This window comes from Flavobacterium cheniae (genome assembly GCF_004363695.1).
GTDB classification, from domain to species: Bacteria; Bacteroidota; Bacteroidia; order Flavobacteriales; family Flavobacteriaceae; genus Flavobacterium; species Flavobacterium cheniae.
In genome coordinates this window covers 505,242-531,735 of record NZ_SNZC01000002.1, presented here as the reverse complement: position 1 = coordinate 531,735, position 26,494 = coordinate 505,242, and the positions used below count along the sequence as shown (strand labels likewise).

The 26,494-nt window shown below is 32.9% G+C and carries 27 protein-coding genes; 8 read left to right on the top strand and 19 right to left on the bottom strand.

Features of this window, described 5'->3' with window-relative positions; translation table 11 throughout:
• Positions 1–6: 6 nt before the first annotated feature.
• Genes hemE through hemA form a run of 6 tightly spaced genes read right to left on the bottom strand, consistent with a single transcriptional unit; the run spans position 7 to position 6,370 of the window.
• Positions 7–1,032 carry a uroporphyrinogen decarboxylase gene (hemE, locus tag C8D80_RS07425; protein ID WP_133608932.1) on the bottom strand — a complete coding sequence of 342 codons (1,026 nt, stop codon included), beginning with the start codon at positions 1,030–1,032 and terminating at the stop codon, positions 7–9.
• Positions 1,033–1,062: 30 nt separating this feature from the next.
• Entirely contained in the window at positions 1,063–1,722 is a 660-nt protein-coding gene (locus C8D80_RS07420) for a uroporphyrinogen-III synthase (RefSeq protein ID WP_133608930.1), read from the bottom strand.
• Between the two features lies 1 nt (position 1,723).
• Entirely contained in the window at positions 1,724–2,431 is a 708-nt protein-coding gene (locus tag C8D80_RS07415; RefSeq protein ID WP_133608928.1) for a potassium channel family protein, read from the bottom strand.
• Positions 2,432–2,441: 10 nt separating this feature from the next.
• Positions 2,442–4,184 carry a TrkH family potassium uptake protein gene (locus C8D80_RS07410; protein ID WP_133608926.1) on the bottom strand — a complete coding sequence of 581 codons (1,743 nt, stop codon included), beginning with the start codon at positions 4,182–4,184 and terminating at the stop codon, positions 2,442–2,444.
• Between the two features lie 12 nt (positions 4,185–4,196).
• Positions 4,197–5,117: a hydroxymethylbilane synthase gene (gene hemC / locus C8D80_RS07405; protein WP_133608924.1), complete on the bottom strand. Its 921-nt coding sequence runs from the start codon at positions 5,115–5,117 to the stop codon at positions 4,197–4,199.
• Positions 5,114–6,370 (bottom strand): glutamyl-tRNA reductase, encoded by a 1,257-nt coding sequence (gene hemA, locus C8D80_RS07400; RefSeq protein WP_133608922.1) that lies wholly within the window; start codon positions 6,368–6,370, stop codon positions 5,114–5,116. Before hemA ends, hemC begins: the two co-directional genes overlap by 4 nt.
• A 230-nt stretch (positions 6,371–6,600) precedes the next feature.
• Here hemA and C8D80_RS07395 point away from each other — a divergent pair, with 230 nt between their 5' ends.
• Positions 6,601–7,473 carry a helix-turn-helix domain-containing protein gene (locus C8D80_RS07395; RefSeq protein ID WP_133608920.1) on the top strand — a complete coding sequence of 291 codons (873 nt, stop codon included), beginning with the start codon at positions 6,601–6,603 and terminating at the stop codon, positions 7,471–7,473.
• Positions 7,474–7,513: 40 nt separating this feature from the next.
• Here C8D80_RS07395 and C8D80_RS07390 read toward each other — a convergent pair whose 3' ends face one another.
• From C8D80_RS07390 to C8D80_RS07365, 6 genes are all read right to left on the bottom strand, one after another.
• Entirely contained in the window at positions 7,514–8,335 is an 822-nt protein-coding gene (locus tag C8D80_RS07390) for a hypothetical protein (protein ID WP_133608918.1), read from the bottom strand.
• Between the two features lie 8 nt (positions 8,336–8,343).
• Complete coding sequence (locus C8D80_RS07385; RefSeq protein WP_133608916.1) at positions 8,344–9,111, bottom strand: hypothetical protein; 768 nt, start codon at positions 9,109–9,111, stop codon at positions 8,344–8,346.
• A 10-nt stretch (positions 9,112–9,121) separates the two neighbouring features.
• Positions 9,122–9,877 carry a hypothetical protein gene (locus tag C8D80_RS07380; protein ID WP_133608914.1) on the bottom strand — a complete coding sequence of 252 codons (756 nt, stop codon included), beginning with the start codon at positions 9,875–9,877 and terminating at the stop codon, positions 9,122–9,124.
• 111 nt (positions 9,878–9,988) lie between these two features.
• On the bottom strand, positions 9,989–10,813 hold the full coding sequence (locus tag C8D80_RS07375; RefSeq protein WP_133608912.1) for a hypothetical protein: 825 nt from the start codon (positions 10,811–10,813) through the stop codon (positions 9,989–9,991).
• Positions 10,814–10,824: 11 nt separating this feature from the next.
• Entirely contained in the window at positions 10,825–11,607 is a 783-nt protein-coding gene (locus C8D80_RS07370; protein ID WP_133608910.1) for a hypothetical protein, read from the bottom strand.
• A gap of 32 nt (positions 11,608–11,639) precedes the next feature.
• Positions 11,640–12,368, bottom strand: coding sequence for a hypothetical protein (locus C8D80_RS07365; protein ID WP_133608908.1), 729 nt, complete (start codon positions 12,366–12,368; stop codon positions 11,640–11,642).
• A 215-nt stretch (positions 12,369–12,583) separates the two neighbouring features.
• Here C8D80_RS07365 and hemH point away from each other — a divergent pair, with 215 nt between their 5' ends.
• The 5 genes from hemH to gdhA all read left to right on the top strand — a co-directional run bounded on the left by hemH (position 12,584) and on the right by gdhA (position 17,941).
• Positions 12,584–13,603 carry a ferrochelatase gene (gene hemH / locus C8D80_RS07360; protein ID WP_133608906.1) on the top strand — a complete coding sequence of 340 codons (1,020 nt, stop codon included), beginning with the start codon at positions 12,584–12,586 and terminating at the stop codon, positions 13,601–13,603.
• Positions 13,604–13,616: 13 nt separating this feature from the next.
• Entirely contained in the window at positions 13,617–14,171 is a 555-nt protein-coding gene (locus C8D80_RS07355) for a CopD family protein (RefSeq protein WP_133608904.1), read from the top strand.
• 72 nt (positions 14,172–14,243) lie between these two features.
• The gene (locus tag C8D80_RS07350; RefSeq protein ID WP_133609458.1) at positions 14,244–15,659 is read left to right on the top strand and encodes a sensor histidine kinase; all 1,416 of its coding nucleotides are present in this window, start codon (positions 14,244–14,246) and stop codon (positions 15,657–15,659) included.
• A gap of 10 nt (positions 15,660–15,669) precedes the next feature.
• Entirely contained in the window at positions 15,670–16,446 is a 777-nt protein-coding gene (locus tag C8D80_RS07345) for an enoyl-CoA hydratase/isomerase family protein (RefSeq protein WP_133608902.1), read from the top strand.
• A 151-nt stretch (positions 16,447–16,597) separates the two neighbouring features.
• Positions 16,598–17,941, top strand: coding sequence for an NADP-specific glutamate dehydrogenase (gene gdhA / locus C8D80_RS07340; protein ID WP_133608900.1), 1,344 nt, complete (start codon positions 16,598–16,600; stop codon positions 17,939–17,941).
• Between the two features lie 54 nt (positions 17,942–17,995).
• Here the strand turns inward: gdhA and C8D80_RS07335 are convergent, their stop codons facing one another.
• The 7 genes from C8D80_RS07335 to C8D80_RS07305 all read right to left on the bottom strand — a co-directional run bounded on the left by C8D80_RS07335 (position 17,996) and on the right by C8D80_RS07305 (position 24,836).
• Positions 17,996–18,640, bottom strand: a complete 645-nt coding sequence (locus tag C8D80_RS07335; protein WP_133608898.1) for an HD domain-containing protein — start codon at positions 18,638–18,640, stop codon at positions 17,996–17,998.
• Between the two features lie 68 nt (positions 18,641–18,708).
• A complete protein-coding gene (locus C8D80_RS07330) occupies positions 18,709–19,707 on the bottom strand; it encodes an acyl-ACP desaturase (protein ID WP_133608896.1) in 999 nt (332 codons plus the stop codon).
• Between the two features lie 5 nt (positions 19,708–19,712).
• Complete coding sequence (locus C8D80_RS07325) at positions 19,713–20,447, bottom strand: lysophospholipid acyltransferase family protein (protein WP_133608894.1); 735 nt, start codon at positions 20,445–20,447, stop codon at positions 19,713–19,715.
• A gap of 99 nt (positions 20,448–20,546) precedes the next feature.
• Positions 20,547–20,933: a hypothetical protein gene (locus tag C8D80_RS07320; RefSeq protein ID WP_133608892.1), complete on the bottom strand. Its 387-nt coding sequence runs from the start codon at positions 20,931–20,933 to the stop codon at positions 20,547–20,549.
• Between the two features lie 55 nt (positions 20,934–20,988).
• Complete coding sequence (locus tag C8D80_RS07315) at positions 20,989–21,399, bottom strand: BrxA/BrxB family bacilliredoxin (protein WP_133608889.1); 411 nt, start codon at positions 21,397–21,399, stop codon at positions 20,989–20,991.
• Positions 21,400–21,501: 102 nt separating this feature from the next.
• Positions 21,502–22,641: a lycopene cyclase family protein gene (locus tag C8D80_RS07310; protein WP_133608887.1), complete on the bottom strand. Its 1,140-nt coding sequence runs from the start codon at positions 22,639–22,641 to the stop codon at positions 21,502–21,504.
• Positions 22,641–24,836, bottom strand: coding sequence for a TonB-dependent receptor (locus C8D80_RS07305; protein ID WP_133608885.1), 2,196 nt, complete (start codon positions 24,834–24,836; stop codon positions 22,641–22,643). Before C8D80_RS07305 ends, C8D80_RS07310 begins: the two co-directional genes overlap by 1 nt.
• An 84-nt stretch (positions 24,837–24,920) precedes the next feature.
• On the opposite strand from C8D80_RS07305, the gene C8D80_RS07300 reads away from it, so the two are divergent.
• Positions 24,921–25,568 carry a metal-dependent transcriptional regulator gene (locus C8D80_RS07300; protein WP_133608883.1) on the top strand — a complete coding sequence of 216 codons (648 nt, stop codon included), beginning with the start codon at positions 24,921–24,923 and terminating at the stop codon, positions 25,566–25,568.
• 2 nt (positions 25,569–25,570) lie between these two features.
• Positions 25,571–26,389, top strand: a complete 819-nt coding sequence (locus C8D80_RS07295; RefSeq protein WP_133608881.1) for a ZIP family metal transporter — start codon at positions 25,571–25,573, stop codon at positions 26,387–26,389.
• Positions 26,390–26,494 lie beyond the last annotated feature (105 nt).

Sequence of the window (26,494 nt, the reverse complement as noted above, 5' to 3'; positions counted from 1 at the left end):
AAAAAACTACATCTTATACTCTTTCACTGCCTCAACAAACGCTTTAGCATGATCCACAGGAATATTTGGTAAAATTCCGTGACCTAAGTTTACAATGTATTTGTCTTTTCCGAATTCGTCAATCATTTGATGTACCATTTTTTTGATGGTTGGAATAGGAGAAAGCAAACGACTTGGATCGAAATTTCCTTGTAAAGTGATATCACCACCAGTTAAATAACGAGCGTTTCTTGGCGAACACGTCCAATCTACTCCTAAAGCTGATGCTTTTGATTTTGCCATGTCGTTCAAGGCAAACCAACATCCTTTTCCAAATACGATTACCTCTGTTTCTTCGGCTAAAGCTTCTACAATTTGGTTGATGTATTGCCATGAGAATTCTTGATAATCTACTGGAGAAAGCATTCCTCCCCAAGAATCAAAAATCTGAATAGCATTACAACCTGCTTTTACTTTTTCTTTTAAGTATAAAATTGTGGTATCCGTAATTTTTTGCAATAGTAAGTGTGCTGCAACCGGATTTGAAAAACAAAATCCTTTAGCAGTATCAAAACTTTTAGAACCTTTACCTTCTACAGCATAACAGAAAATTGTCCAAGGCGATCCCGCAAAACCAATTAACGGTACTTCGTCGTTCAACATTTCTTTGGTTAGTTTTACCGCATCCATCACGTAACCTAAAGTCTCGTGAATATTTGGGACAAAAACCTGATTTACTTGTTCGGCAGTACGAATCGGATTTGGAATTATCGGACCTAAATTGTCTTTCAATTCCACATGAATTCCCATAGCTCTTGGCACTACCAAAATATCTGAGAATAAAATAGCCGCATCTGGTTTTACAATACGAATAGGTTGCACGGTAATTTCAGCTGCTAATTCTGGAGTTTCGCAACGCGTGAAGAAATCATATTTATCGCGCAAAGCTCTAAATTCTGGTAAATATCTTCCTGCTTGACGCATCATCCAAACTGGTGGGCGTTCAACTGTTTCTCCTTTTAATGCTTTTAAAAATAAATCGTTCTTAATCATTTTTGATTGCTTTAGGCTTTAAGCAATAGGCTATAAGCGTTTATAATAATGTATTACTTCGTTAATTACATTTTCAACAGTGGGTTGTGATGCAATTACAATATTTTCTGTTTTGTTTTCTAATGCTTTTGCAGTGGTGTTTCCAATACAAAAACACTTTTTATTTTCTAATGAATTCTTTTCCAAAAAACTATTCACTCCAGACGGACTAAAAAATAAAATGCCATCAAATGGTTTTTTTATTTGGTGTGGTTTTAGTTTAGTTTCATATACGACAATTTCGTTATATGCGATTTTATTTTGCTGAAAAAAATCGGGAATCGTATTTTTTCTGATGTTTCCACAGAAGAATGTAAACGAATTGTCTTTATATTTCGAATCGATGATTTGAATCAAATCTTCGGCATAATCAGCACTTTCAATAACGGTGAAACCTTTTTTTTCGAGAAAATTCTTGGTTTTACTTCCTACACACAAACAAGGTTTCAAAAGAATGTTTTGTACTCCCGATTTCAAAACACTTTTTACTGCTTGTTTACTCGTGAAAACTAAGTAATCATTTAGTTGAGGTGTTTCAAAAGAAACTGCTTTAGTTTGAATAAAATTCTTTTCTACAAGTTTCATTCCAGCATCAGAAAACTTCTTTTTTAACGCCTTTGAAAGTTTTTTCGTAGAAAGAATTTGAGTCATTTTAGCTTCTAATTTGATATTCTTCTTGACCTAAACAATAAGTTTCGATATCTTTATTATATCCGTAAACTACTAAAATATCATCTTCTAATACTACAGTATCAGGAGCAGGACGACCAATAGTTTCTTTTATAATTGATTTTTTTCCGATAAGATTACGTTTTTCTCTTTTACGAATAATAGTAACCAAAGTCAAATGATATTTATCGATAGAATCTAATTCTGCTAATGTTTTTCCGAAGAATTCAGGCTTAGCTTTTACTTCCGAAATCGTGAAGTTATCATCTAATTGATAGTTTTCCAACGTTGATTTGAAGTTGATTTGTTTTGTTAGTCTATCTGCTGACTCTTGCTCTGGGTGAATTATACTGTGAATTCCCATTGCCTCTAAAACCGTATCGTGAATAGGTGATAAAGCACGACTGATAATTTTTACATCACTCAATTTTTTTATGATTGCAGTTGTAATAATAGCAGCACCTTCATTTTCTCCAATAGCAACTACTACTTTATCTGCATCTTTTAAAGGTAAAGCTTCATACGATAATTCATTTGTTGAATCTAATGCAATAGCATGTGAAATTTTATCTTTGATAAGATTAATTTTTTCGATGTTTTTATCTACACCAATTACTTCGTTTCCTGTTTCAGTTAAGCTGATAGCAAGCGACATTCCGAAGTTTCCTAAACCAAATACTATAATTTTCATTTTTGGTAGATTAGTTAATTAATATATTTTCTTTTGGATATTCGTAGAATTGATGATTCAATCTTCGTAATAATCCAACCATTAAGTTGAGCATTCCAATTCGACCAATAAACATACAAGCAATTAAAACATATTTACTTGGTTCAGTTACTGTTGGTGTATAATTTAAACTTAATCCAACGGTACTATATGCTGAAAAACATTCAAAGGCAACGGTTAATAAAGGTGTTCCTTTTGGTTCAAAAATCAACATTGCAACAATTGAAATTCCTATTGTAATTAAAGAGATACATAAAATGGCAAAAGCACGTGAAGTAGATTCCGAAGAAATTCTTCTTCCAAATAGTTGAATTCTACTTTTTCCTGTTGCTACGGCAAAAATATTTAAAGTAGCTAATGCAAACGTACTTGTTTTGATACCACCGGCTGTAGAAGCTGGAGATCCACCAATCCACATTAAGAATATGACAAACAACAAAGAAGGAACATTCATTTTAGTAAAATCTACTGCATTAAATCCGGCAGTTCTTGGTGTTACCGAATTAAATGAAGCCGCTGTGATTTTTCCAAAAATGCTATCGTGCTCTAATAAGGTGTTGTTGTATTCTGAAATAAATAAGAAGATAAAACCACCGATTAACAATACTAAAGTAGTGTAAATTACAATTTGAGTATTTAAAGTGATGATTCGAACTTTTTTATGAATAATAGTTTTGTCAAAAAGTTCTAACACATAAGTTCTTATTTTTTGATAAAAATTAAATACAATGTTGTGACCTAAACCTCCTAATACAATTAATGTCATAATAATCCATTGTAAGAAATAGTCAAAACGGATAGCTTCATCATACAAACCAGCTGATAAAATAGAAAATCCAGCATTACAAAAAGCTGAAATAGAGTGGAATATTGCAAAGAAGAATTTATTGTCAATAGCATTGTTATCTGCAATAGACGAATAAACAAAGATGGCACCGATAGCTTCCACAGCCAAAGTAAAAATAACAACATTAAGAGCAGCTCTAAAAACATCCCTCATGCCTTCGTGTGCAATAAAATCTTTTGTATTTAATCCTTCTTTAAACGAAGAGCTACCTCTAAAAAAGAAAGCAAAGAAAGAGGTAAAGGTTAAAATTCCGATTCCACCTAATTGAATTAAAACTAAAATAATGGATTGTCCCACTACAGTGAAAGCCGTTGAAGTATCAACAACTGCTAAGCCAGTAACACAAACAGCACTTGTAGAAGTGAAAAGCGCATTAGTAAATGTGATTCCGTTTGTTGTGGCACTTGGTAACATTAATAAAAATCCTCCTGTTAATGCTAAAATCATAAAACTTCCTACAAAGACAATTGCGGGATTGAAATAAATATCATAGATATGGCGCACCAACACAAGTAGTCTAAGGAGAAAATAAAAGATCAAACCTCCTTCTAATAGAGGCTTTATTTTTTGCAAAATATAATCTGTTGGGAATTCAAAGTTTAGTAATGATATGATTACACAAGTAATCATTATCCCGGTTAGTAACACCATATTTACAAGGGCTACTTTTTTATTACTCTTATACTTGTAAGTAAAAAACTTAAATGAATTAAAGGCTAATAATCCAATAGAAAGGAGTATTAAACCAATAACGTGAGGTGAATTGTAGTTTTCTTCGAAGTCATATCCAAAGTCAAAAACTATAAAAAGTAATACGATAATATCAAAAAAGCGATATAAATAATTGAGTAACGATTCTTTCTCCATTTTGGAATAAAATTACTTTTTTAAATCACGACGAATACTTTCCATTAAAGCACTTCCGCCGCTGTTTAAAATTTCTTCGGCACAATTTTTTCCGAAGTTTTTATAAGAATCAAAAGTACAACTTTTTTTGATTGTGTGTTTTTCTTTTCCGTCTAAAGAGAACAAAACGCCTTCAAAATTAATTTTATCTGAGGTAAATGTTGCCAAAGCACCAATTGGAGCTGTACAACCACCTTCTAGTGTTTTTAAGAATTCACGTTCAATATGTGTACAAATTTCTGTTTCTGAGTGATTTAGTTTGGCTAATGCTTCTCTGCAAAAATCATCTTTTTCCATTGCCACCACAACCATTGCGCCTTGCGCTGGTGCCGGAACCATCCAATCTAAATCGATATAATTTTCTGGTTTTAAGTTAATGCGTTCTAATCCTGCAGCTGCAAAAACAGCTCCGCTCCAATCGTTATCATGAAGTTTTTGCATACGCGTATTTACATTTCCACGTAAATCTACCACATTGTGATTTGGATATTTATTCAACCATTGCGCTTGTCTACGTAAGCTTCCAGTAGCAATAGTTCCAGCTGAATTTAAAAATTCTAAATTGCCTTTGTGAACTAAAATATCAAGTGTGTTGGCGCGTTCTAAAACTGCTGCTTGCACAATTCCGATAGGTAAAGCGGTTGGCACATCTTTCATAGAATGCACTGCAATATCTACTTGTCCATTTAACATGGCAATATCTAAAGTTTTGGTAAAAATTCCAGTGATTCCTAATTCGTAAAGTGGTTTGTCAAGAATGATATCTCCTTGCGATTTAACTGCTGTAATTTCGGTTTTATAACCTAAATCATTTAGTTTTTTTTGTACTGTGTGTGCTTGCCAAAGGGCTAATTCGCTATCACGAGTTCCTATTCGGATTGTTTTGCTCATTATTTTGCAACCGTTTCTAATTGGAAAATTTTTTCAATCCATTCAATACTTTCATCCACCATTGTTTCATCATCTTTTAAATGATTGGCAAAATGATTGGTGATTTTTTGAATTATTCTAGCGGTAATTAATTCGGCTTGTTCTTCGTCAAAATTAGCTAGTTTTTTTCGTTGGAAATTTAATTCTCCTTCTTTAATTGTATTCAATTTTGCTTTTAAAGCATGTATGGTTGGTGCAAATTTACGTTGCTTTGTCCATGCAATAAATTCGTCTTTAATTTCATCGATAATAGCTTCAGCAGCAGGAATATGTTTTTTTCTGTTTTCTAAAGTTTCATCTGTAATTTGCGAAAGTTCATCCATGTGAACTAAAGTAACTCCTTCAATGTCTTTTACATTTTCGTTCACGTTTTTCGGAATCGATAAATCTAAAATTAGTAAAGGTTTTTTCAGATTTAAAATGGCTTTGTCAACTGTTGGATTTTGAGCACCAGTAGCCACAACTACGACATCTGCTTTTTGAAGTTCTAACTGCAAATCAGCATAATCCTTAACTATAACATGTAGTTTTCTAGCTAATTTTTCAGCTTTCTCTTTGGTTCTGTTTATTAATGTGATTTGCTCGTGTTTCGTGTGTTTTACTAAGTTTTCACAAGTATTTCTTCCGATTTTTCCTGTTCCAAAAAGTAAAATATTTTTCGAAGCAATATCTTCTACGTTTTTAAAAATGTATTGAACCGAAGCAAATGATACCGATGTTGCTCCAGATGATATTTCAGTTTCATTTTTTATTTTCTTGCTTGCTTGAATAACCGCATTCACTAATCTTTCTAAAAAAGCATTTGCTAAATCAAGCTCTTTACTTTTTACGAAGGCATTTTTTAATTGACTAATGATTTCAAAGTCACCTAAAATTTGACTGTCTAGACCAGTACCTACACGAAACATATGTGAAATAGCTTCACTATTTTTGTATACAAAAGCTACTTTTTGAAAATCTTCAACTGTTCCCTGACTGTTTTCGCATAATAATTTAATTAATTGAAAAGGGTGTTGAGCAAAACCATAAATTTCAGTACGATTGCAAGTTGAGGTTACAATTAGGTTATCAATACCTTCTGCCTTGGCTTGATTCAATAAGCTGATTTTAGCTTGTTCGTCCAAGCTAAATTTTCCTCTCATTTCAGCATCAGCTTTCTTATAACTTAAGCCTATGGCGTAGAAAGTTGGATGCTTTGCGAATGTATTGTTTTCCATAATATGTACTCTTTCCTAAAAGTTTAACAAAAATATATTTTACCTTTTTATAAAAACAACGCTCAAAGGACTTTTTGTGTCGCTTAAAGATATTTTAAGCTAATATTATCTTTTTACTATTATTTCTACTAAATTTGTAATGTATTCAAGGGCTAACAATTGCTTTATGTAGAATAATTCTAAATAATATTTTGTTAGTTGATTAAAAGTATATACGAAAAAATATCGCTATGGGTTCTTTAGAAGAAATAAAAATTGAAAATGAATTTATTTTATTGCGTTTTCAGAATGATAGTAATGAAACAATTAAAATTGAAAGACCTGTAAGTCAGGGTCTTATACAGTTTCATTTTGGAATTAAAGGAAAAGGAAAATTTATTTTTAATCAGGGAAATTATGCTTTAGATTTAAAAGAAGAAAAGTCTCTTTTGTTTTATAATCCACAAAAAGAATTGCCTATTCATTTGGAATTAGCTCCCAATACTTGGGTGATTTCTATTATTGTTTCTATAAAAAAATTTCACGGTTTGTTTTCTTCAGAAGCAGAAAACATCCCTTTTTTAAGTGATGAAAACAAGGATAAGAAATATTATAAAGAAAATGATATTAGTCCTTCGATGTCAATTGTATTGAGTCAAATTTTTCATTATAATTTGAATTCATTCATCAAAAATTTATATTACAAGGGTAAAGGATATGAATTACTCAGTTTGTATTTTAACCGTTCAGAAGATCCAAATGCTGAACAATGTCCGTTTCTAATTGATGAAGAAAATGTTTTAAAAATAAGAAAGGCAAAAGATATTATTTTGAATAACATGGCAGAGCCTCCTGGACTTCAAGAATTGGCTGACCAAGTGGGTTTAAATCTTAAGAAGTTAAAAATGGGTTTCAAGCAAATTTATGGCGATACCGTTTATGGATTTTTATTTGATTACAAAATGGATTACGCACGTCAATTATTAGATAGTGGTTCGTATAATGTAAATGAAGTAGGTTTGAAAATTGGTTATAGTACAGGAAGTCATTTTATAGCCGCTTTCAAGAAAAAATTTGGTACAACTCCAAAAAAGTATTTAATGTCTATAAATTCTAGTATATAAAAAAAAAGAGCCTTTTGGCTCTTTTTTGCTTTTATTTTGTTTAGTTGTAATAATGAGCTACAATAATAACTTCATCGTCTCCGCCCCCAATTTGCATTTTTACAGCTCCTGTACCACCTGTATTTGCAACAAAAAGTATTCCTGAAAACATTGGTGTATAAGTTCCTGGCCCTAATACAATATAGTCATGTCCTGTTGCGTAGAACTCTTTTCCTGTGCCTTCTCCACCGCCAGCTCCTAAAGAACTTCCGTTAGTATAAAAATTACCACTATAACCTAATGCACCTGGGTTTCCACCAAAATTCACAGGATCTCCATTATAATCTGTAGTTATAATAGCTCCTGCTGGACCGCCATTACGTAAGTAAATAAAAAATTGAGCAGTACGCGCATGGTTGTCATCAATTGGAATGCCAGATTTAAAAATTTCGTAAGAAAGGGAGTAATTTATTTCGACAATTGCAGGTCTTGTAAGGGTGAAAGTTGAACTTCCTGGACCAGTAACTCTTGGCCAACCACCTTGAGCATATCCAGATCCAACACCAGTTTGATTAATTACATTTGCATCAGCACCACCAGTATCTAATGGATCAGATAAATAGTTTGCTGGATTGAATAGCACTCCAATATTTGTAGGTATTGTACTTAAAACTAAGTCTCCATCTGTATCAACAAAAACACGAGTATTCTCTTTATTTCCAAGATTTAAAACATTATTAGTAGCATTAAGACCTTCAATTCTAATATTTGAAGTTGGTCCAGCAATATGTAATTCTTCTAAAGGTGTCGTGGTTTTAATTCCTACTTGACCAAATACTAAAAAAGCAAACAATAAAAATATAGATGTTAAAATGTTTTTCATAGTATAATTTAATTATAGATTCTAATTTTTAAATAATCTGATGATCCACCAAATCCTACATAGGTATCCCTGTTGTTTCCGTCTTGTGTTTCCCCATAAAACACTAATCTATGGTTCCCTGCAGGGATGTTTCCATACCCAACACCGTGAATAAATGCATATCCAATTGAACCTTGGGCAAATGAAGTATATGCTTCACCATGTAAACCATATTTTTTTGATAATTCGGCCGCATCCAATCCATCACTATTTAAATCAATATAAAAATAACAACGAACTGCTCTTGCTGAAATATCATTAAAAGTTGATCCTGCAGGTGCTGGTAAAAATTGATCTGAAAGATCTATCGTCATTGCATATCGCACTTCTATTAAAGCATCTTGTGGACTTGTAAAAGGAACTTGAACAATTTCAGCAACACCACTTGTAACGGTTATGTCATTAGCTACAACTGTACCGTCACCAAATGGTCCGTTAGGCACAAAATTAGGAACGCTAATTAAAAAGTTTAATGGCGCGTTGGTTCCTACACCTCCACCGGTTGTAAAACCAGAAGGTGCAAGTGTAAAATCGCCGTTTGCATTTACATAAAGTGGTGCAAGTTTTGTTCCATCATTTAATGCAGGTTCATTAATACTATTTAAACTTTCAATACGAATTGTTGAAGTTGCACCAGCTATGTGAAGGTCTTGTTGTGGATTATTAGTTTCTATACCAATTTGTGAAAACGAGAAACAACTAAATGACAAAAAGAAATATATAATATTTTTTTTCATAGTATAAAAATTAATATAGTTTTATAAATATTGAGTCTGGGCCTCCAGCAAATCTTACAAATGTTGGTCGATTAGCGCTTCCTGAGCAAGCAGTTCCATAAAAGCGAAGCGTGTGTAGTCCTGCTGGCAAAGGAATATATGTTGTGCCAGAATTATAAATATAACCTGTTGCTCCATCAGGAGCTGCTGCAGGGTTTGTTGCTGCATCATTTCTATTGAAATAACATTTTGAACTAGCGCCATATCTTCTAGTAGTATCTAATAAAACTGGTGTGTTTAGTGTAAAGAAATTTGTAATATTTCTTGCATATGGGTCTTTAATTATTGTAAAAAGATTGTTTTGAAACACTTCAAGACTTATAGAATATTTTATTTCTACGATTGTAGGTCTAGTTAATGTAAAAACAAATGAAGTTATTTCAGAAGTTGCATAACCATCATTAGGCACATCTGCAGCTAAAATTGTTAGAGTGCCATTTATTGCAGCTGTTAAAAAAGCATCGTCTCCGTCACTGTTGTCATATGCTGCGGTTTTTAATGTTAAATCACCATTATGATCAACATAGACAGGATATGTTTTATCAACACCTCCACCATTAAATGTATTATTAGTTGAATTTAATCCATCTACACGAATAGTTCCTGTTTGTGATCCTAAATGAAGTGCTTGTTGTGGATTGTCTTTATTGATACCGACACCGCTAACTTGCGCTTTTGAGTTTACCCCAATAAAAAAAACTATCAGAAAAATAATTTTTGATTTCATGCTCTACCTTTTGGTCAAAAATCTAATTATTTTTCTGATAATCAATAAAATGTCGGCAAAAATCGTTTAAATACAATTTTTGCCGACAAAAAACTATTTATATTAATAAAGTTAGTTAAAATAATAAGCAACTATTTGAACCTCATCCATTCCAACACCTAAATATAATTTTACAGCTCCTGTACCACCCGTGTTTCCAACTGCTAATTGAGCGGCAAACATAGGAGTATAGGTTCCTGGTCCTAAAACTACATAATCAGATGCTGTGTTTCTGTAGTTTCTCCATTCTCCTTGGTTACCAATGATGTTATTATAAAACTGTCCATTGATAGCTAATAAACCTCCAAGTTCCATGCAATTACTAGTAATGCACCATGGTCCTCCATTAATTGGATTGCCATAATAATCGTTAATAACCGCTGGGCCTAAATAATTATTTTGTCTGAAATACATTGCGGTTTGAACAATTCTAGCTCTAAAATCATCAATTCTTGATGTTGCAGTTACATTTTTTCCAACATTCCAGCTTACAGAATAGTTAACCTCAACAATTGCTGGTTTAGTTAAGGTAAAAGAAATAGCGGTTCCTCCAATAGGAATTCCACCTTGACTAAATCCTGCACCACTACCTACTTGATTAATTAAAGATGTTGGATCTTGAACATCAACTAAATAATTTTCCGAGTCAAAAAGTATTTCAACATTGTCTGCTAAAGTTCCTAAAATCAAATCACCATCAGCGTCAACGTAAACAGGTGATGATGAAGCTGTTCCTAGGTTGTTAACGTTGTTAGGGGTGTTTAATCCATCAATTCTGATTGTCGAATTTGCTCCTCCAACATGAAGTTCTTCTTGAGGATTGTTAGTATTAACACCCACTTGTCCAAATGTTGAAGCGCAAAATGCAAAAATAAATAAGGTAAAGTATTTTTTCATAATAGTAGGTTTTAATTATATACTCTAAGTTTTAAATAGTCTGTTGCTCCTCCAAATCCTACACTTGTGAACGAGTTAGGCGGATCTTGTACAATTCCAAAGAAATGAATGGAATGTGTGCCTGGAGGTAAGGTTGCGTACCCTTGACTATTCATATATGGATAGCCTAGTGAACCTCCGGCAACCGAACAGTAAAATTGTCCTTTATGGCCATATTGTAATGCTTTCTCTGCAGGGCTTAATCCATCATTATTTATATCAAAGCAGAAAAAGGTTTGTATGGTTCTTGTTTTACTGTCGTTAATATATGCTAAACTAGGAGTTAACATATTTGAACCTGATATTACTATTGTAACGCCATGTTTTACTTCAACAGTACATGATTGAGGAACAGTAAAGGTAGCACTAAAAATAAAGCCTTCAACGGTTTCTTGAGTTAAATCACTATTTATTATTCTTCCTAAACTATCATAAGGAGCTGGAAGACCATCAACATTATCAGGAATAAAATTTGGTACATCTATTAAGAAGTTTATTGGTAAATTTCCATATCCACTTCCGCCTGCTGTATAGTTTGGTGGGGTTAATGTGAAGTTTCCGTTCGCATCAACATAAACACGTGCGTTTTTTATTCCGTCATTAAGTGGGTTATTTGCGTTGCTTAAACTCTCTATGCGAATAGTTGAATTATTTCCCGCAACATGTAATTCTTCTTGTGGGTTTGAAGTCCCTATTCCTACTTGACTAAATCCAATAGCTGAGCTAAAAAGTAAATATAAGTATTGATTTTTCATAATTTTCTGAGTTTTAGAATTAGAAAAGAGGCTTAATGTAATCTAAATAGTAAACTGTCGTTTCCTCTAGCAAATTTTACGCAAGTGGCTAATCCTGTGTTTGCGGTACTGTTTGTTATTCCTGAAGAAACTTCCCCGTAAAAACGAATTACATAAGAACCCGCTGCTGGCAGAGTAATGTATGAAGTACTTGTGTTAAATAATTTACCTGTTTCACTATCAACTGATCCACCTGTATAGCATTTTGCAGATTGTCCATATTTTCTTCCTGCGCCATTAACTTGAAAAAAAGTATTTACTCGTCTTGCTCGTCTATCAGAAATAGCTGTTTCTGCGGGATTTAAAAACACATCCATGCTAACATTGTATTTTACTTCAAGAATTGACGCTCTATTAACAGCTATTGTAAAATTAAAAAGCTCCCCTACCATTACACCATCATTATCACCGGCAGGAAGTGTTACAACCGAGCCTGGCAAAAGCGCATGATCGAGAGCATCTGAACCATTGCTGTTATAAATTGGTTTGAATTCTAAGGTAAGATTACCAGCTCCGTCTACGAATAACGGATATGTAACAGCGCCCCCTCCATTAAAGAGAGAGTTTGCGTCATTTAAACCATCAACGCGAATTGTTCCACTTGAGGAACCTAAATGAAGGGCTTGTTGAGGAGTGTCCTCGTTGATTCCTACACCTTGCACTTGAGAAAATGCTGTAGTTGAAACAAACCAAATGAGTAATTTAATGTAATGTTTCTTCATGAGCCAAGGTTTTTAATTATTAAATATTCAATAATTCTGTCACTAAGTTAAATATTATTTAATATAAAAAAAAATATATTGTTAATAATATTATAATTTTAACAAAATTTCGATAAAATGAATAATTTTTCCGACAAATAGTAATTTTTGCTTTAAGATTAATCTTACGTCATTTTTTTTTGATAATTAAATAGTATTTTTGAAAAAAAAAGAAAATGAAAAAAGGAGTATTATTAGTTAACTTAGGTTCGCCAGAAAGTCCAACAGCCAAAGACGTTAAGCCATATTTAGACGAGTTCTTAATGGATAAATATGTAATAGATGTTCCGTTTTTATTACGTGCTTTGTTAGTTCGAGGGATTATTTTACAAACAAGACCTAAAAAATCAGCGGAAGCGTATGCAAGAATTTGGACAGATGAAGGTTCGCCTTTAATTGTGATTTCTAAAAAAATGCATCAAAAAGTGCAACAATTGGTTGATGTTCCAGTTGCCTTAGCAATGCGATATGGAACCATGACCATTCAAAAAGGATTACAAGAGTTAAAAGATCAAGGGGTAACTGAAGTGATGCTTTTGCCTTTATATCCGCAACATGCCATGGCTTCAACTACTACTATTTTAGTTTTGGCTGAAGAATTACGTCAGAAGCATTTCCCAGAAATGACATTTACTAATGTTCCAGCTTTTTATAACAAACCTGATTTTATTCAGGCTTTGGCAAATTCCATCAAAAAACATTTAGAAGGATTTGATTACGACCATTTATTATTTTCGTATCACGGAATTCCAAAACGTCATATTCGTAAAACAGATGTAACTAAATCGCATTGTAAAATTGATGGTTCTTGTTGCAACACACCTTCGCCAGCGCACGAATTTTGTTACCGTCATCAATGTTATGAAACTACAAAACAAGTTGTAAAATTATTAGGAATTCCAGAAGGAAAATACAGCCAAACCTTTCAATCGCGTTTAGCAGGTGATAAATGGTTAACACCTTATACAGATGTTGAAATTAACAAAATGCCAGAGCAAGGAATTAAGAAATTAGCCGTAGTAACACCAGCATTCGTTGCTGATTGTTTAGAAACTTTAGAAGAAATCGCAATGGAAGCTAACGAACAATTTTTGCATCATGGAGGCGAGGAATTTATGGCAATTCCATGTTTAAATGATGAAGATGAATGGTGTGGAGTAGTTGCGAATTGGATTAAAGATTTTCAAATTAAATAGAAATGACTTCTAAATGGAACTTTACAACTACATAAAATCACTGCATTTAATATTTGTAATCACTTGGTTTGCTGGGTTGTTTTACATTGTTCGCTTATTTGTTTATCATGCCGAAGCCAAACAAAAACCACAACTTGAGCAAGATATTTTAATAAAACAATACCAATTAATGCAATACCGTTTGTGGTACATTATTACTTGGCCAAGTGCTATTTTAGCAAGTATTTTTGCTTTTTGGATGTTGTTTTTTACTGAAGTTGGGAAAGTTTGGTTAGCGCAACCTTGGATGCATGTTAAATTAGCTTTTGTGTTTTTATTGTATTTGTATCATTTAAAATGCCATCAAATATTTAAGCAATTACAAAATAACGAAGTGAAACATTCCCCTGGGTTTTTTAGACTTTGGAACGAAGGTGCTACTATTATTCTTTTCGCAGTAGTTTTTTTAGTAATTTTAAAGAATGCAATTAACTGGATTTTTGGAGTTGTTGGAATTATTGCCTTTTCAATACTTTTAATGCTAGGATATAAATTGTATAAAAAAATTAGAGAAAAAAATAACAGCTAATTTTTAGCATTACTAATGGATAGAATATTCAATTTTAAAAACCTTTCATTGCGTGTAAGAATATTTCTATCCATGATATTCTTAACACTAATTGCATCAATACTTATTGCTGCGGTTTCCATTTACCAATTTAGAAAAGAAGCAAAAGAATACCATCAAGATAGATTAGAGCGAAAAGAAACTGCAATTGCTGAACACATAAATTATGTTTTACAAACAACAACTTATCCGCTAAACACAAAAAATATTCCACTAATTTTTAAAGATAAAATTTTCGAATTAGCAGATATTCATAGCATGGAAATTAATTTTTTTGATTTAAAAGGAAACTTATTAATTTCATCAAAAGCTATTTTTAAATTAGATAAAGACAAACCAAAAATTAATCCATCTACTTTAAAAATAATTCAATCTTCTTTAGATAAAAGATATATTGAATTTTCAAATGTTGACGAAAAAACCTTTAGATCATCCTATTCTTATTTAAAAGATAATAAATTTAAGCCACTTGCTATTTTAAATTTACCCTATGAAGAAGATGCTGAGTTTTATGACAATGAAGTTCAAAATTTCTTAATTCGTTTTGGACAGGTCTATACTTTTATGTTTTTCATTGCCATTGTTCTTTCTTACTTTTTATCGAGTTATATTACAAAATCATTAAAAATCATTAGCGATAAAATTCAGGAAACTCAATTAGATCAACGTAATGAAAAAATTGTTATTGAAGACGGAAGTAAGGAAATCAACTTATTGGTCCGTTCCTATAATAACATGGTAGATAAATTAGAAGAAAGCGCCACTATTTTAGCACAAAGTGAAAGAGAACAAGCTTGGCGCGAAATGGCAAAGCAAGTAGCACACGAAATTAAAAATCCGCTTACACCAATGCGTTTAACGGTGCAAAGTTTTCAACGAAAGTTTGATGCTAACGATCCTGATATTTCAAAAAAATTAAACGATTACACGCAAACCATTTTACAACAAATAGATACGATGAGTTCGGTAGCAAGTGCTTTTTCTAACTTTGCCACAATGCCAGCTCAACAAAATGAAACATTAAATGTGGTGTATATTGTTAAAATGGCATTGGAAATTTTTAATGAAGATTTTATTCAATTTTCAGCATTAGAAGACGAAATTATTGCCAAGTTAGACCGAACGCAATTAATTCGTGTAATCACAAATTTGGTAAAAAACGCCATTCAATCCATTCCAGAAGAGCAAGAGCACAAACTGGTTTTTGTAACCGTTTTTAGAGAAGATAATCAAGTAAAAATTGCGGTTAAAGATAACGGAAAAGGAATTTCCGAAGAAAATGCTGCCCGAATTTTCGAACCAAAATTCACCACAAAATCAAGCGGAATGGGACTTGGTTTAGCAATTATTAAAAATATTATCGAAAATTACCACGGAACAATTACATTTGAAACAGAATTAAACATAGGAACCGAATTTTTGGTTTCTTTCCCAATAAATAAACAATAAACACACTATAATGGAGAACATTTTAATTGAAAAACAAGACAATATTGCGGTTATTACCATTAATAGACCCACAAAATTAAACGCATTAAACAAAGCTACAATACAAGAATTACATGATGGTTTTAAAGCGTTAAACGAAGACAAATCAATAAAAGCTATTATCATTACTGGAAGTGGCGAAAAAGCATTTGTTGCCGGAGCAGATATTTCAGAATTCGCTAATTTTTCAGTAGAAGAAGGCGGGAAATTAGCCGCTGAAGGACAAGCTTTATTATTTGATTTTGTACAAAATTTAAGCACACCAGTTATTGCAGCAGTTAATGGATTTGCTCTTGGTGGTGGATTAGAATTAGCAATGGCTTGTCATTTTAGAACAGCTTCAACAAATGCAAAAATGGGATTACCAGAAGTTACTTTGGGTGTGATTCCTGGTTATGGAGGCACACAACGTTTAGCTCAATTGGTTGGTAAAGGTCGTGCTATGGAACTAATCATGACAGCAGGAATGATTGATGCAGAAACGGCTAAAAATTTTGGTTTAGTTAATCACGTAGTTACACAAGAAGAACTATTAGATTTCACAAAAGGGATTGCTTCAAAAATTGCAAATAATTCAAGTGTAGCTATCGCAAAAGCAATCGAAGCAATTAATGCCAATTTTGAAGACGGAACGAATGGTTATGAAGTAGAAATTAAAAACTTCGGTCTTTCTTTTGGAACCGAAGACTTTAAAGAAGGGACAACCGCATTTTTAGAAAAAAGAAAAGCAATATTTCCAGGAAAATAAAATATAAACCCAGAACTTAGTTCTGGGTTTTTTATTTAAGGTTGTTAACAAAATGTTTTAGTTAATTTTTTTAAGTATAATTGTTAAAATGTTTAATTTTGAGTTGAAATAAATATTTTTTAATTATTTAACAAACAACAACACAATAATTATGTTAAAAAAAATTAATGATTTCGTGGCTGAAGTTGCGAAAAAAAATCCAAACGAACCCGAGTTCTTGCAAGCTGTCCACGAGGTGGCCGAAGCTGTTATTCCATTCATTGAAAACAATAAAAAGTATCAAGATAAAATGCTTTTAGAACGAATGGTTGAACCTGAAAGGGTTGTAATGTTTCGCGTAGCATGGTTAGATGATGCCAGAAAAACAAGATTAAACAAAGGATATCGCATCCAAATGAATTCTGCAATTGGTCCATACAAAGGAGGATTGCGTTTTCATCCTTCGGTAAATTTGAGCATTTTGAAATTTTTGGCTTTTGAACAAGTTTTCAAAAACAGTTTAACGACATTGCCAATGGGTGGTGGAAAAGGTGGTTCAGATTTTGATCCGAAAGGGAAATCAGACACTGAAATCATGAGTTTTTGCCAAGCTTTTATGGCAGAATTATTTAGACACATTGGACCAGATACTGATGTTCCTGCGGGTGATATTGGTGTTGGAGGTAGAGAAGTAGGTTATTTATTTGGTCAATATAAAAAATTAAGAAACGAATTTACTGGTGTTTTAACTGGAAAAGGAATCTCTTTTGGAGGTTCGTTAATTCGTCCAGAAGCTACAGGATATGGTACTGTTTATTTTGCCCAAAGTATGCTGGCTACCAAAGGACTTTCATTTCAAGGAAAAACAGTTTTGGTTTCTGGTTCAGGAAATGTGGCGCAATATGCTATTGAAAAAGCAACACAATTAGGAGCAAAAGTGGTGACAGCTTCAGATTCTTCAGGATATATTTATGATGCTGACGGAATTGACGCAGAGAAATTAGCTTACATTATGGAAATCAAAAATATAAATTATGGTAGAATTTCAGAATATTTGAACAAATATCCAAAGGCACAATTTTTTGCAGGAAAAGATCCTTGGGAAGTTAAATGCGATATTGCTTTGCCTTGTGCCACTCAAAACGAATTGAACGGTGATGAAGCACAAAAATTGATTGCAAACGGTTGTATTTGTGTGGCTGAAGGCGCCAACATGCCTTCCACTCCAGAAGCAATTGCAGCCTTTCACAATGCAAAAATTTTATTTGCACCAGGAAAAGCATCTAACGCGGGTGGTGTTGCCACATCGGGATTAGAAATGTCACAAAATTCATTACGATTGAGTTGGACAACAGAAGAAGTGGATGAGCGTTTGCATAAAATCATGAACAGCATTCACGAATCTTGTGTGAAATATGGTAAAAACGATGATGGTTATATTGATTATGTAAAAGGAGCCAATATTGCAGGATTTGTAAAAGTAGCGGATGCTATGTTGGCGCAAGGAGTAGTTTAATGAAATTAAAATATTAAAAAAAGCGGTTTTCATAAAGAGAACCGCTTTTTGTTTTTATTCCTGACCGTCCCATTCGGCATAAAACTGACTTAAAAAAGTCACCATAAAATCATGACGCTTTTGAGCAATTTTTTTACCTGTTTCGGTATTCATTTTATCTTTTAGAAGTAATAATTTTTCGTAAAAGTGATTCAAAGTTGGCGATTCACTATTCTTGTATTCTTCCTTATTCATACTCATGTTGGGCTGAACATTCGGATTGTATAATGGACGATTTTTGAATCCACCATAATTAAAAGTACGAGCAATTCCTATAGCGCCAATAGCATCTAATCGATCAGCATCTTGCACAATTTCTAATTCTTTGGAATTGAATTTCTTTTCGAAATTTCCACCTTTAAACGAAATATTTTCAATAATTGCAATTACATGTAAAATAATGTCTTCTTTTACATTTTGTGATTCTAAAAAAGTACGAGCTGTTTTTGGGCCAACCGTTTCATCGCCACCATGAAATTTTGAATCGGCAATATCATGTAGTAACGCACCAAGCTTAACTACTATCAAATCGCAATCTTCGCCTTCTGCAATTAATAAAGCATTTTTATAGACGCGTTCGATGTGAAACCAATCGTGACCTCCTTCTGCATTTTCTAATTGTTGTTTTACAAAAAGTATAGTGTTGTCTATTATTGTCATTTCTGATGATATAAAAAATTCCAATCTTGTGTAAAATTGGAATTTAATTTTTTTTAGAATTTATAAGTTTATCTAGCTAAAGCTGGTTCTACCCATTTAAAAAGTTGTCCTTCAGCAGGAACGACTAAACGCTCAGAAATTTTTGCCATACGAGCAGGTAATTTCATTAGATAATCACGTGCTTTTTCAGCTTCATCTGTAAGATTACCAATTTTATCAATTTCCCATTTCTCATTTAATTTTTGAAGAATATCTACATAATCCATCGCTGTGTAAACACCTAAACGTTGTGCCGATTCTGAAAATTTTTCGAATGCAGTTCCAATACTTTCACCTGATTCTCTAATCAAATGCGCTGGCATCGTAATTTTTTTCTTCATCATGTATTGAAACGATAACATCATTTCGCTAGGATCTACTTCAAAAATACGTTTAACAAATTCGCTATACGCTAAGTGATGACGCATTTCGTCTCCAGCAATTAAATTACACATTTTGTGTAGTTTTTTATCGCCATATTTTTTAGCAAGTAACGCCACACGATTGTGAGAAACATAAGTTGCTAATTCTTGAAAACTGGTGAATATAAAGTTTTTATAAGGATCTCTTCCAGTTCCTGGATCAAAACCATCGTTTATTAAATGGTGCGTAGTAATTTCAACTTCACGCATATTTACTCTACCCGAAAGATAAAGATATTTGTTTAATACATCTCCGTGACGGTTTTCTTCACCTGTCCATTGACGTAACCATTTTGCCCAACCGTTATCACCGTTTTCTCCTTTTTGAGTAACGCCTTCAACATCCATTAGCCAAGTTTCGTATGTTGGCAAAGCTTCTTCGGTAATGGTATCTCCAACTAAAGTAACCCAAAAATCATAAGGTAAATCTTTAGCTATTTCACGTAATTCTTTTACTTCTTCTAAAAAATTTTCTTTTGAAGAATCAGGAAGTAAATCAGTAGGTTGCCAAATTTTCTCGACAGGGATTAAGAATTCTTCCACGAAGTTATCCACTTTTTTTTCCAAAAATTGCATTACTTCCAAGCGGACGTTTTGTATAGACATGGGGGTTATATTTTAATATGTTTTGTAATTATAGTTTCGGTTTTTTCAAAAATTTCTTCAAACGGATGTTCTGAAATTTTCATTGGTTTATGAATGGTAAATTCTAAACGAGTTCCTAATCCGAGAGGGAAAGTACCAAATTTAGTCATTTTCCATGAATTATTTATGGTTATTGGCAAGAAATAAGCATCTGGAGCAAACTTGTATAACATTTTTAATCCATTCACGGCGAAAGGTTTAGGTGTTCCGGTTTTGCTTCGTGTACCTTCTGGAAATATTACAACCGAGTAATTATTGTTATTTACTAATTCTGCTACTTTTTTAATTTCAGGTAACGCTTGTTTTGGATCTTTTCGGTCAATTAAAGCCGAACCACCATGGCGTAAATTATAAGAAACACTCGGAATTCCTTTTCCAAGTTCAATTTTACTTATAAATTTAGGATGTACTTTTCGCAAAAACCAAATAATGGTAGTGATATCGTGTAAACTTTGGTGATTGGCAACAATGATTAAAGGCTTGTTTTCAGGAACATTTTCCATCCCTTTAATATGATAAGTGGTGCCAAGTAAATGCGCAGTTCTAACTAAGCAAAGGTTTAAATATGCAACACTAAGGCGGTGTGCATTGTATCCAAAAAGATTAAAACAAACCCATTGAATCGGATGAAAAATTAACAACCAAATAAAAAAAACTAACGTGTATAATATTGAAAGTGGGTATGAAAGAATTTTTTCCATGTAAAAAACCAATTTGGGCAAAAGTAAGCTATAAAATAAAAATCCACCAATTTTTTAGTGGATTTTATTGTATGCCAGCATAGTATAATGCTTGTATTTTTAGTCTACAATTGTGCAGTCGCCGTTTACACAATCAATATTATTTGGAGGACTTACTACCATACAATCAGAAACTGCTCCTGTTTGTATATTGTATTGACGATCCATTTCATAATATTCATTGACTAAGTTTTCTAATGTAGTTTGATTTACTGTATTTGGAAAAACCAAAAATTCTCTAGGTCCACCACAAGGCTTAGCACCAAAAGCGATGTAATTACAATTTGATGTGCTGGTACACGAAAAACTGTTAATATAATCAAGAATCTCTTGTTTTTTTTCAATCAATTGTTCAGGTGTAATTTCCGAAACATTTGACTCATTTTCATCACATTGAAAACTTTGCAATAAAATTGACAAAAGCAAAATTCGAACTATAATTTTCATAATCTTTTTTTAATAAGATTCGAAATTCATAAAAAGGTTGCGCCAAAAAAAATTATTAGCAAAATTCGTTGTAAGCGTCTTTTAAATTTTCAGCAATTAATTCTGCTGGGCGACCTTCGATATGATGACGTTCTAGCATGTGAACTAGTTCACCATCTTTAAATAAAGCCATACATGGGGATGATGGAGGAAAAGGGAACATGTGTTGACGCGCTGCATCTACAGCTTCTTTATCAACTCCTGCAAAAACAGTTACTAATTGTGAAGGTTTTTTAGCACCATCTAAACTCATTTTTGCTCCTGGACGTGCATTTCTTGCTGCACAACCACAAACAGAGTTGATTACTACTAACGTAGTTCCTTCGTTTTTTAAAGCATTTTCTACTGCTTCAGCGCTATATAATTCTTGAAAACCAGCTTCTGTTAATTCAGCACGCATTGGTTTTACCATTTCTTCTGGATACATAATTTGTATTGTTATAAGTTAACGAGTTGCAAAGTTACAAAGTTTTTTGCTTGTTACAGAAAACCAATTCATAAAGATTTGTTATGATTTGATAGTTTACTCTTATTTGAAAATTCTACCAAAAAGCGCTTTCACAAACATCATTTTTGGGCATTTCCAAATGACTTGTAAATCTTCCCATATTGAAGTTTCTTCATCTAAAAATTTAAAAATCACAGTTGAATTTCCACTTCTAAACATCGATGAAAATATTTTAGAACCTAATTCGTTTTTAGAACTTAAAATATCCAGCAACAACAAATCATAGAACCAAAATTTATCTTTCTTATGAAATTTCGTGAAGTCGGATTCTGATTTTAGAAATTGGACTAAAGCTTTCGATTTTTTGGATGCGTTTTTAAAAGTATATCCTGTGCTAGCTTTTGTCCAACCGCCAGCCGAACCAATATTAATGATGTTTTTAGTGTTGTGTTTCCAGAAAGGATAGCACGTCATCGGAATATTGCCTTGTTCTTTTTCGATGATTTCGTATTCCGTTATACCTAAATTTTCAATGTATTTCTGGATTTCAGATTCGTATTCCTCTTTTGAAAGTAAGTCTTTTGAAAACAACGTGTATTCTAACAACGCTTCATTTTCTGATGTTGGTAAAACATACATAAAACGCGTATTGCCTTTTTGTTCCACCGAAAAATCCATGAAAGTGGCACAATTTGGAGTAAAAACAGCTTCTTTACTTTTGAAAAACCAACCTACAAAATGTTGCTGTATCAAAGGAAATTTATTTTGCGCAGTAACAATTTCAGGATTGTAAATTGAATTAAAAATTTTGTTACAAGTAAAAGTTTCTTCTTTGGTTTTTACAACGCAATGATTTCCTAATTCTGTAAAATCAACTACTTTTTGATTTAGAAAATGGATGTTTTTATGTTCGGAAATCTTCTTGAAAATCAATTCATAAAAATCCAAACCATTGATTTTCTTGTATTGATAAGGCGTTAGTTCTAAAACCCGATTAAATTTTTCATTCGCAAAAATGGCTTGATTCCATTTTTTTGAGACGATTTCATCAAATAAATTATGTTCGTCCCAAAGGCACCAAGTTCTATCGTTTGCTTTTTTAGTATTCTCATCAATTAGTAAAATGGATTTATCTTTAAATTTTCCAGATAAAAGCATTTCATAAACGGTCATCAAAGTCGATAATCCTGAACCTGTGAAAATGTAATGATAATGTTGCATTAAAAAATAGTATATCGAATTCCTAAAAAGCCTCTAATTCCTTGGTTGGGTGCATACATATAAGTTGCGTCAAAATTTTCACCAAAAGGATCTTCTGCTCCAGCTATTAAATATGGAGTTCCTTTATTTGGCGTCCAATTCAAAATATTTTTCACACCACCATAAAGTTCAAAACTACGAAATTTTTTATAAGTAAATTGTATGTTTTGCAAACTCCAAATAGGAGAGTACTCAGGCCTTGGGTCTAAATCACCTAAAATTGGCAATCGCATTGGTCCATATAAATTCCCAGTGTAATCGATGGATAGAAACCATTTTGGAATATCGTACGTTATTGCCCAATTAGTGCTGTATTTTTCCGTTAAAACAGGTGTTGAAATCACTCCGTTTTGCACATTTTTAGGTTCCATAATCGTAAAACCAACAATTGCTTTTAATCCGAAAGGTGTAACCAAATCGATATTACCACTTATTCCTAATGTTTGTGCATATCCGTTTAAGTTGGAATAAATAATTTGGTTTGGATTTGTGTCGTAATCTGGAATAATTTGGTTGTTAAAATAGGTGTACCAAGCCGAAGTTTCAAATCCTAAAAAAACACCGTTTTCAAATCTGATTTTCTTCAAATAATTCAAATTGATGTTGTACGAAGTTTCAGGTTTTAAATCTTCGGTAATTACTACATCTCTTGAACCTGTTAAAGCAGCGTGATCTTCGGTAAATAAATTCACGATTCGAAATCCAGTTCCTGCATTAATTCGGAATACATCATTTTCTGTTGGATTCCATTTGTAGGCAATTCTCGGGGTGAAAATATTACCGTGATTGTTGTTGTAATCGTATCGAGCACCTAATAAAAGATGATGTTTTTCAGCCAATTTTATTTCATCTTGAAGAAAAACACTATAGATTTTTGTTTGTTCTGCCGAAACTGTCGCTGGTGTGTTGTCGTTGTAATATTGATAACGAAAAGCAGCTCCCAATAACAAATTGTGATTTTCTAGCTTTTTATCCCAAGTATATTGTCCAAAAGCAATTTTTTGATTCGCCAAGTAAATCGTATTTCCATACACCGAATTTTGATCGTGAGCGGTTACTGATAGAGACAAATACATATCTTCAGTTGTGGGTAATTGATATTTACTTAAAAGCTCCACACGTTTGGTATAAATGCTTTCACCATACACTTCCGAACCACCGCGATACGATTTATTCCATTGCATTTCGCCACCCCAACGATCTTCATAAAAAACACGTCCAGCGATGGTGAATTCTTTATTGTTTTTTCGCTCAAAGTTCCATTTGTTGAAGATGGAAATGCGTTCTTGCAAGGTTACATCGGTAAAATTATCGTTGTTATTATCGATAGGTTGGTTGTAATTGTAATAATTGATTCCCACTAATGTGGTTACTTTTTTACCAATGTTACTTTTAAATCCTAAATCCACATTGGTTTCTAGCCAAGAAGTCGAAAAAATATCGGCAGAAAATAATGGAGCAGTTGTTGGTTTTTTGGTAATGATGTTAATTAATCCGCCAACGGCTTCACTTCCGTACAAACTTGATGCTGGACCTTTTACTACTTCAACTCTGTCAATCAACGAATTCGGAATTCCTGATAAACCATAAACGGTTGAAAGTGCGCTTACAATTGGCATTCCGTCAATCGTAACCATGGTGTACGGACCTTCTAATCCATTAATATGAATGTCGCCAGTGTTGCAAATGTTGCAATTTAGTTGAGGTCGAACACCATTTACATTTTGCAATGCTTCAAAAATATTGGAGGTTGGGTTTTTCTTTAAAAAGGCTGTTGTATACACTTCTACAGGAACGGGTGTTTCCATTCTTGAAACGGGTTTTAGTGTTCCGGAAATTACTACATCGTCTAATGTGTTTGAATCTTCTTGTAAGGTGAAATTGATTGTTAAATCAGAATTGTTTTCAAGTGTAATTTTTTTCTTTTCGGATTTAAACCCAATGTATGAAGCGGTAATTGTATAAGAACCGTTAGGAATATTTTCGAATTCATATAAACCTTTTTCATTTGTTTCAACTCCTTTGTTTAGCTCTTTTATATAGATATTGGCATAAGCTAAAACTTCATTATTAGCGGTTACTTTTCCTTTTATAGTGTTTTGTGAAAAGGTAAAGGCAGATAAAAATAGAGCAGTATAAATAAATATTTTAGACATTATAAAATTAAATTTAGACAAAACTAAAAATAAAACATTTACAAAACTAAAAAAACTTTATATATTTGTCAAAATGAATTGATTATGACCATTTCTGAAGAAAATTATATTAAAGTTATTTATCATTTATCGTTGGTTTCTCCAAAAGGTGTCAATACGAACGCTATTGCGGGAATGCTTGATACCAAAGCGTCATCGGTTACCGATATGATGAAAAAACTTTCGGATAAAGATTTGGTAAGTTACCAGAAATATCAAGGCGTTACCTTAACTGAAAAAGGTTTTCATTCGGCAAAAATGATTGTTAGAAAGCACCGTTTGTGGGAAGTTTTTTTGGTAGATAAATTAGGTTTTTCTTGGGATGAAGTGCACGAAATTGCAGAAGAATTAGAACACATTAAATCCGAACAATTGATTAATAAATTGGATGCTTTTCTTGGTTTTCCAGTAGCTGATCCACACGGTGATCCCATTCCAGATGCAAAAGGTGTGATTAAAAAAATTGAGAAACAACTTTTATCGGAAGTCGAAATTAATGCTGCATTTCATTGTGTTGGCGTGAAAGATTCGTCTACCGATTTTTTAAAATATTTAGACAAGCAAAAAATAGCTTTAGGTTCAGTTGTTAAAGTAATCGACAAAGAAGATTTTGATGACACGTTAACGGTTGAAATTGATGGAAAAAGATTAACGATTTCGAATAAAATTGCTAATAACTTATACGTACAATAATTATGTTTGATTCAATTATTCATTTTTTTGAAAGTATCGACCCGATTTTGGCTGCTTTTTTAGCTACCACATTTACGTGGGGATTAACAGCATTCGGTGCTTCGTTTGTGTTCTTTTTTAAGACGATGAATCGAGTAGTTTTAGACGGAATGCTTGGTTTTACAGGTGGTGTAATGGTTGCGGCAAGTTTTTGGAGTTTGTTAGCGCCCGCTATCGAAATGAGTGAAGGAGATGGATTTATTAAAGTAATTCCGGCTGCAGTTGGATTCGCTTTAGGAGCTTTATTTATTTTCGGATTAGATAAAGTGTTGCCACACATGCACATTAATTTCAAAGAAACAGAGGGAATAAAATCGCCATGGCAAAGAACCACTCTTTTGGTTTTAGCCATCACGTTGCACAATATTCCTGAAGGATTAGCGGTTGGTGTTTTGTTTGGTGGTGTTGCAGCTGGAATTCCAGAAGCTTCAATTGCAGGCGCCGTTACTTTGGCGATTGGAATTGGAATTCAAAATTTTCCTGAAGGAATTGCCGTTTCTATGCCGTTACGAAGAATGGGAATGAGCAGAACAAAAAGTTTCATGTACGGACAATCGTCAGCCATTGTAGAACCTATTTTTGGAGTAATTGGTGCTGTTGCGGTTACTTTTTTCACCCCAATATTACCTTACGCATTGGCTTTTGCTGCTGGAGCTATGATATTTGTTGTCGTTGAAGAAGTAATTCCAGAAACCCAACAAGATAAAAATACCGATATTGCCACTTTAGGTTTTATCGGCGGATTTATTGTCATGATGATTTTAGACGTGGCTTTGGGTTAATGACAAGCACAATCATCACCGCAAGGTTTTGATTTCTTTGGGCGTTTTTTCCAAAAGAATTTCTTTACCAAAAAACCTACGGCAATAGCTAAAGAAAGGTAAACT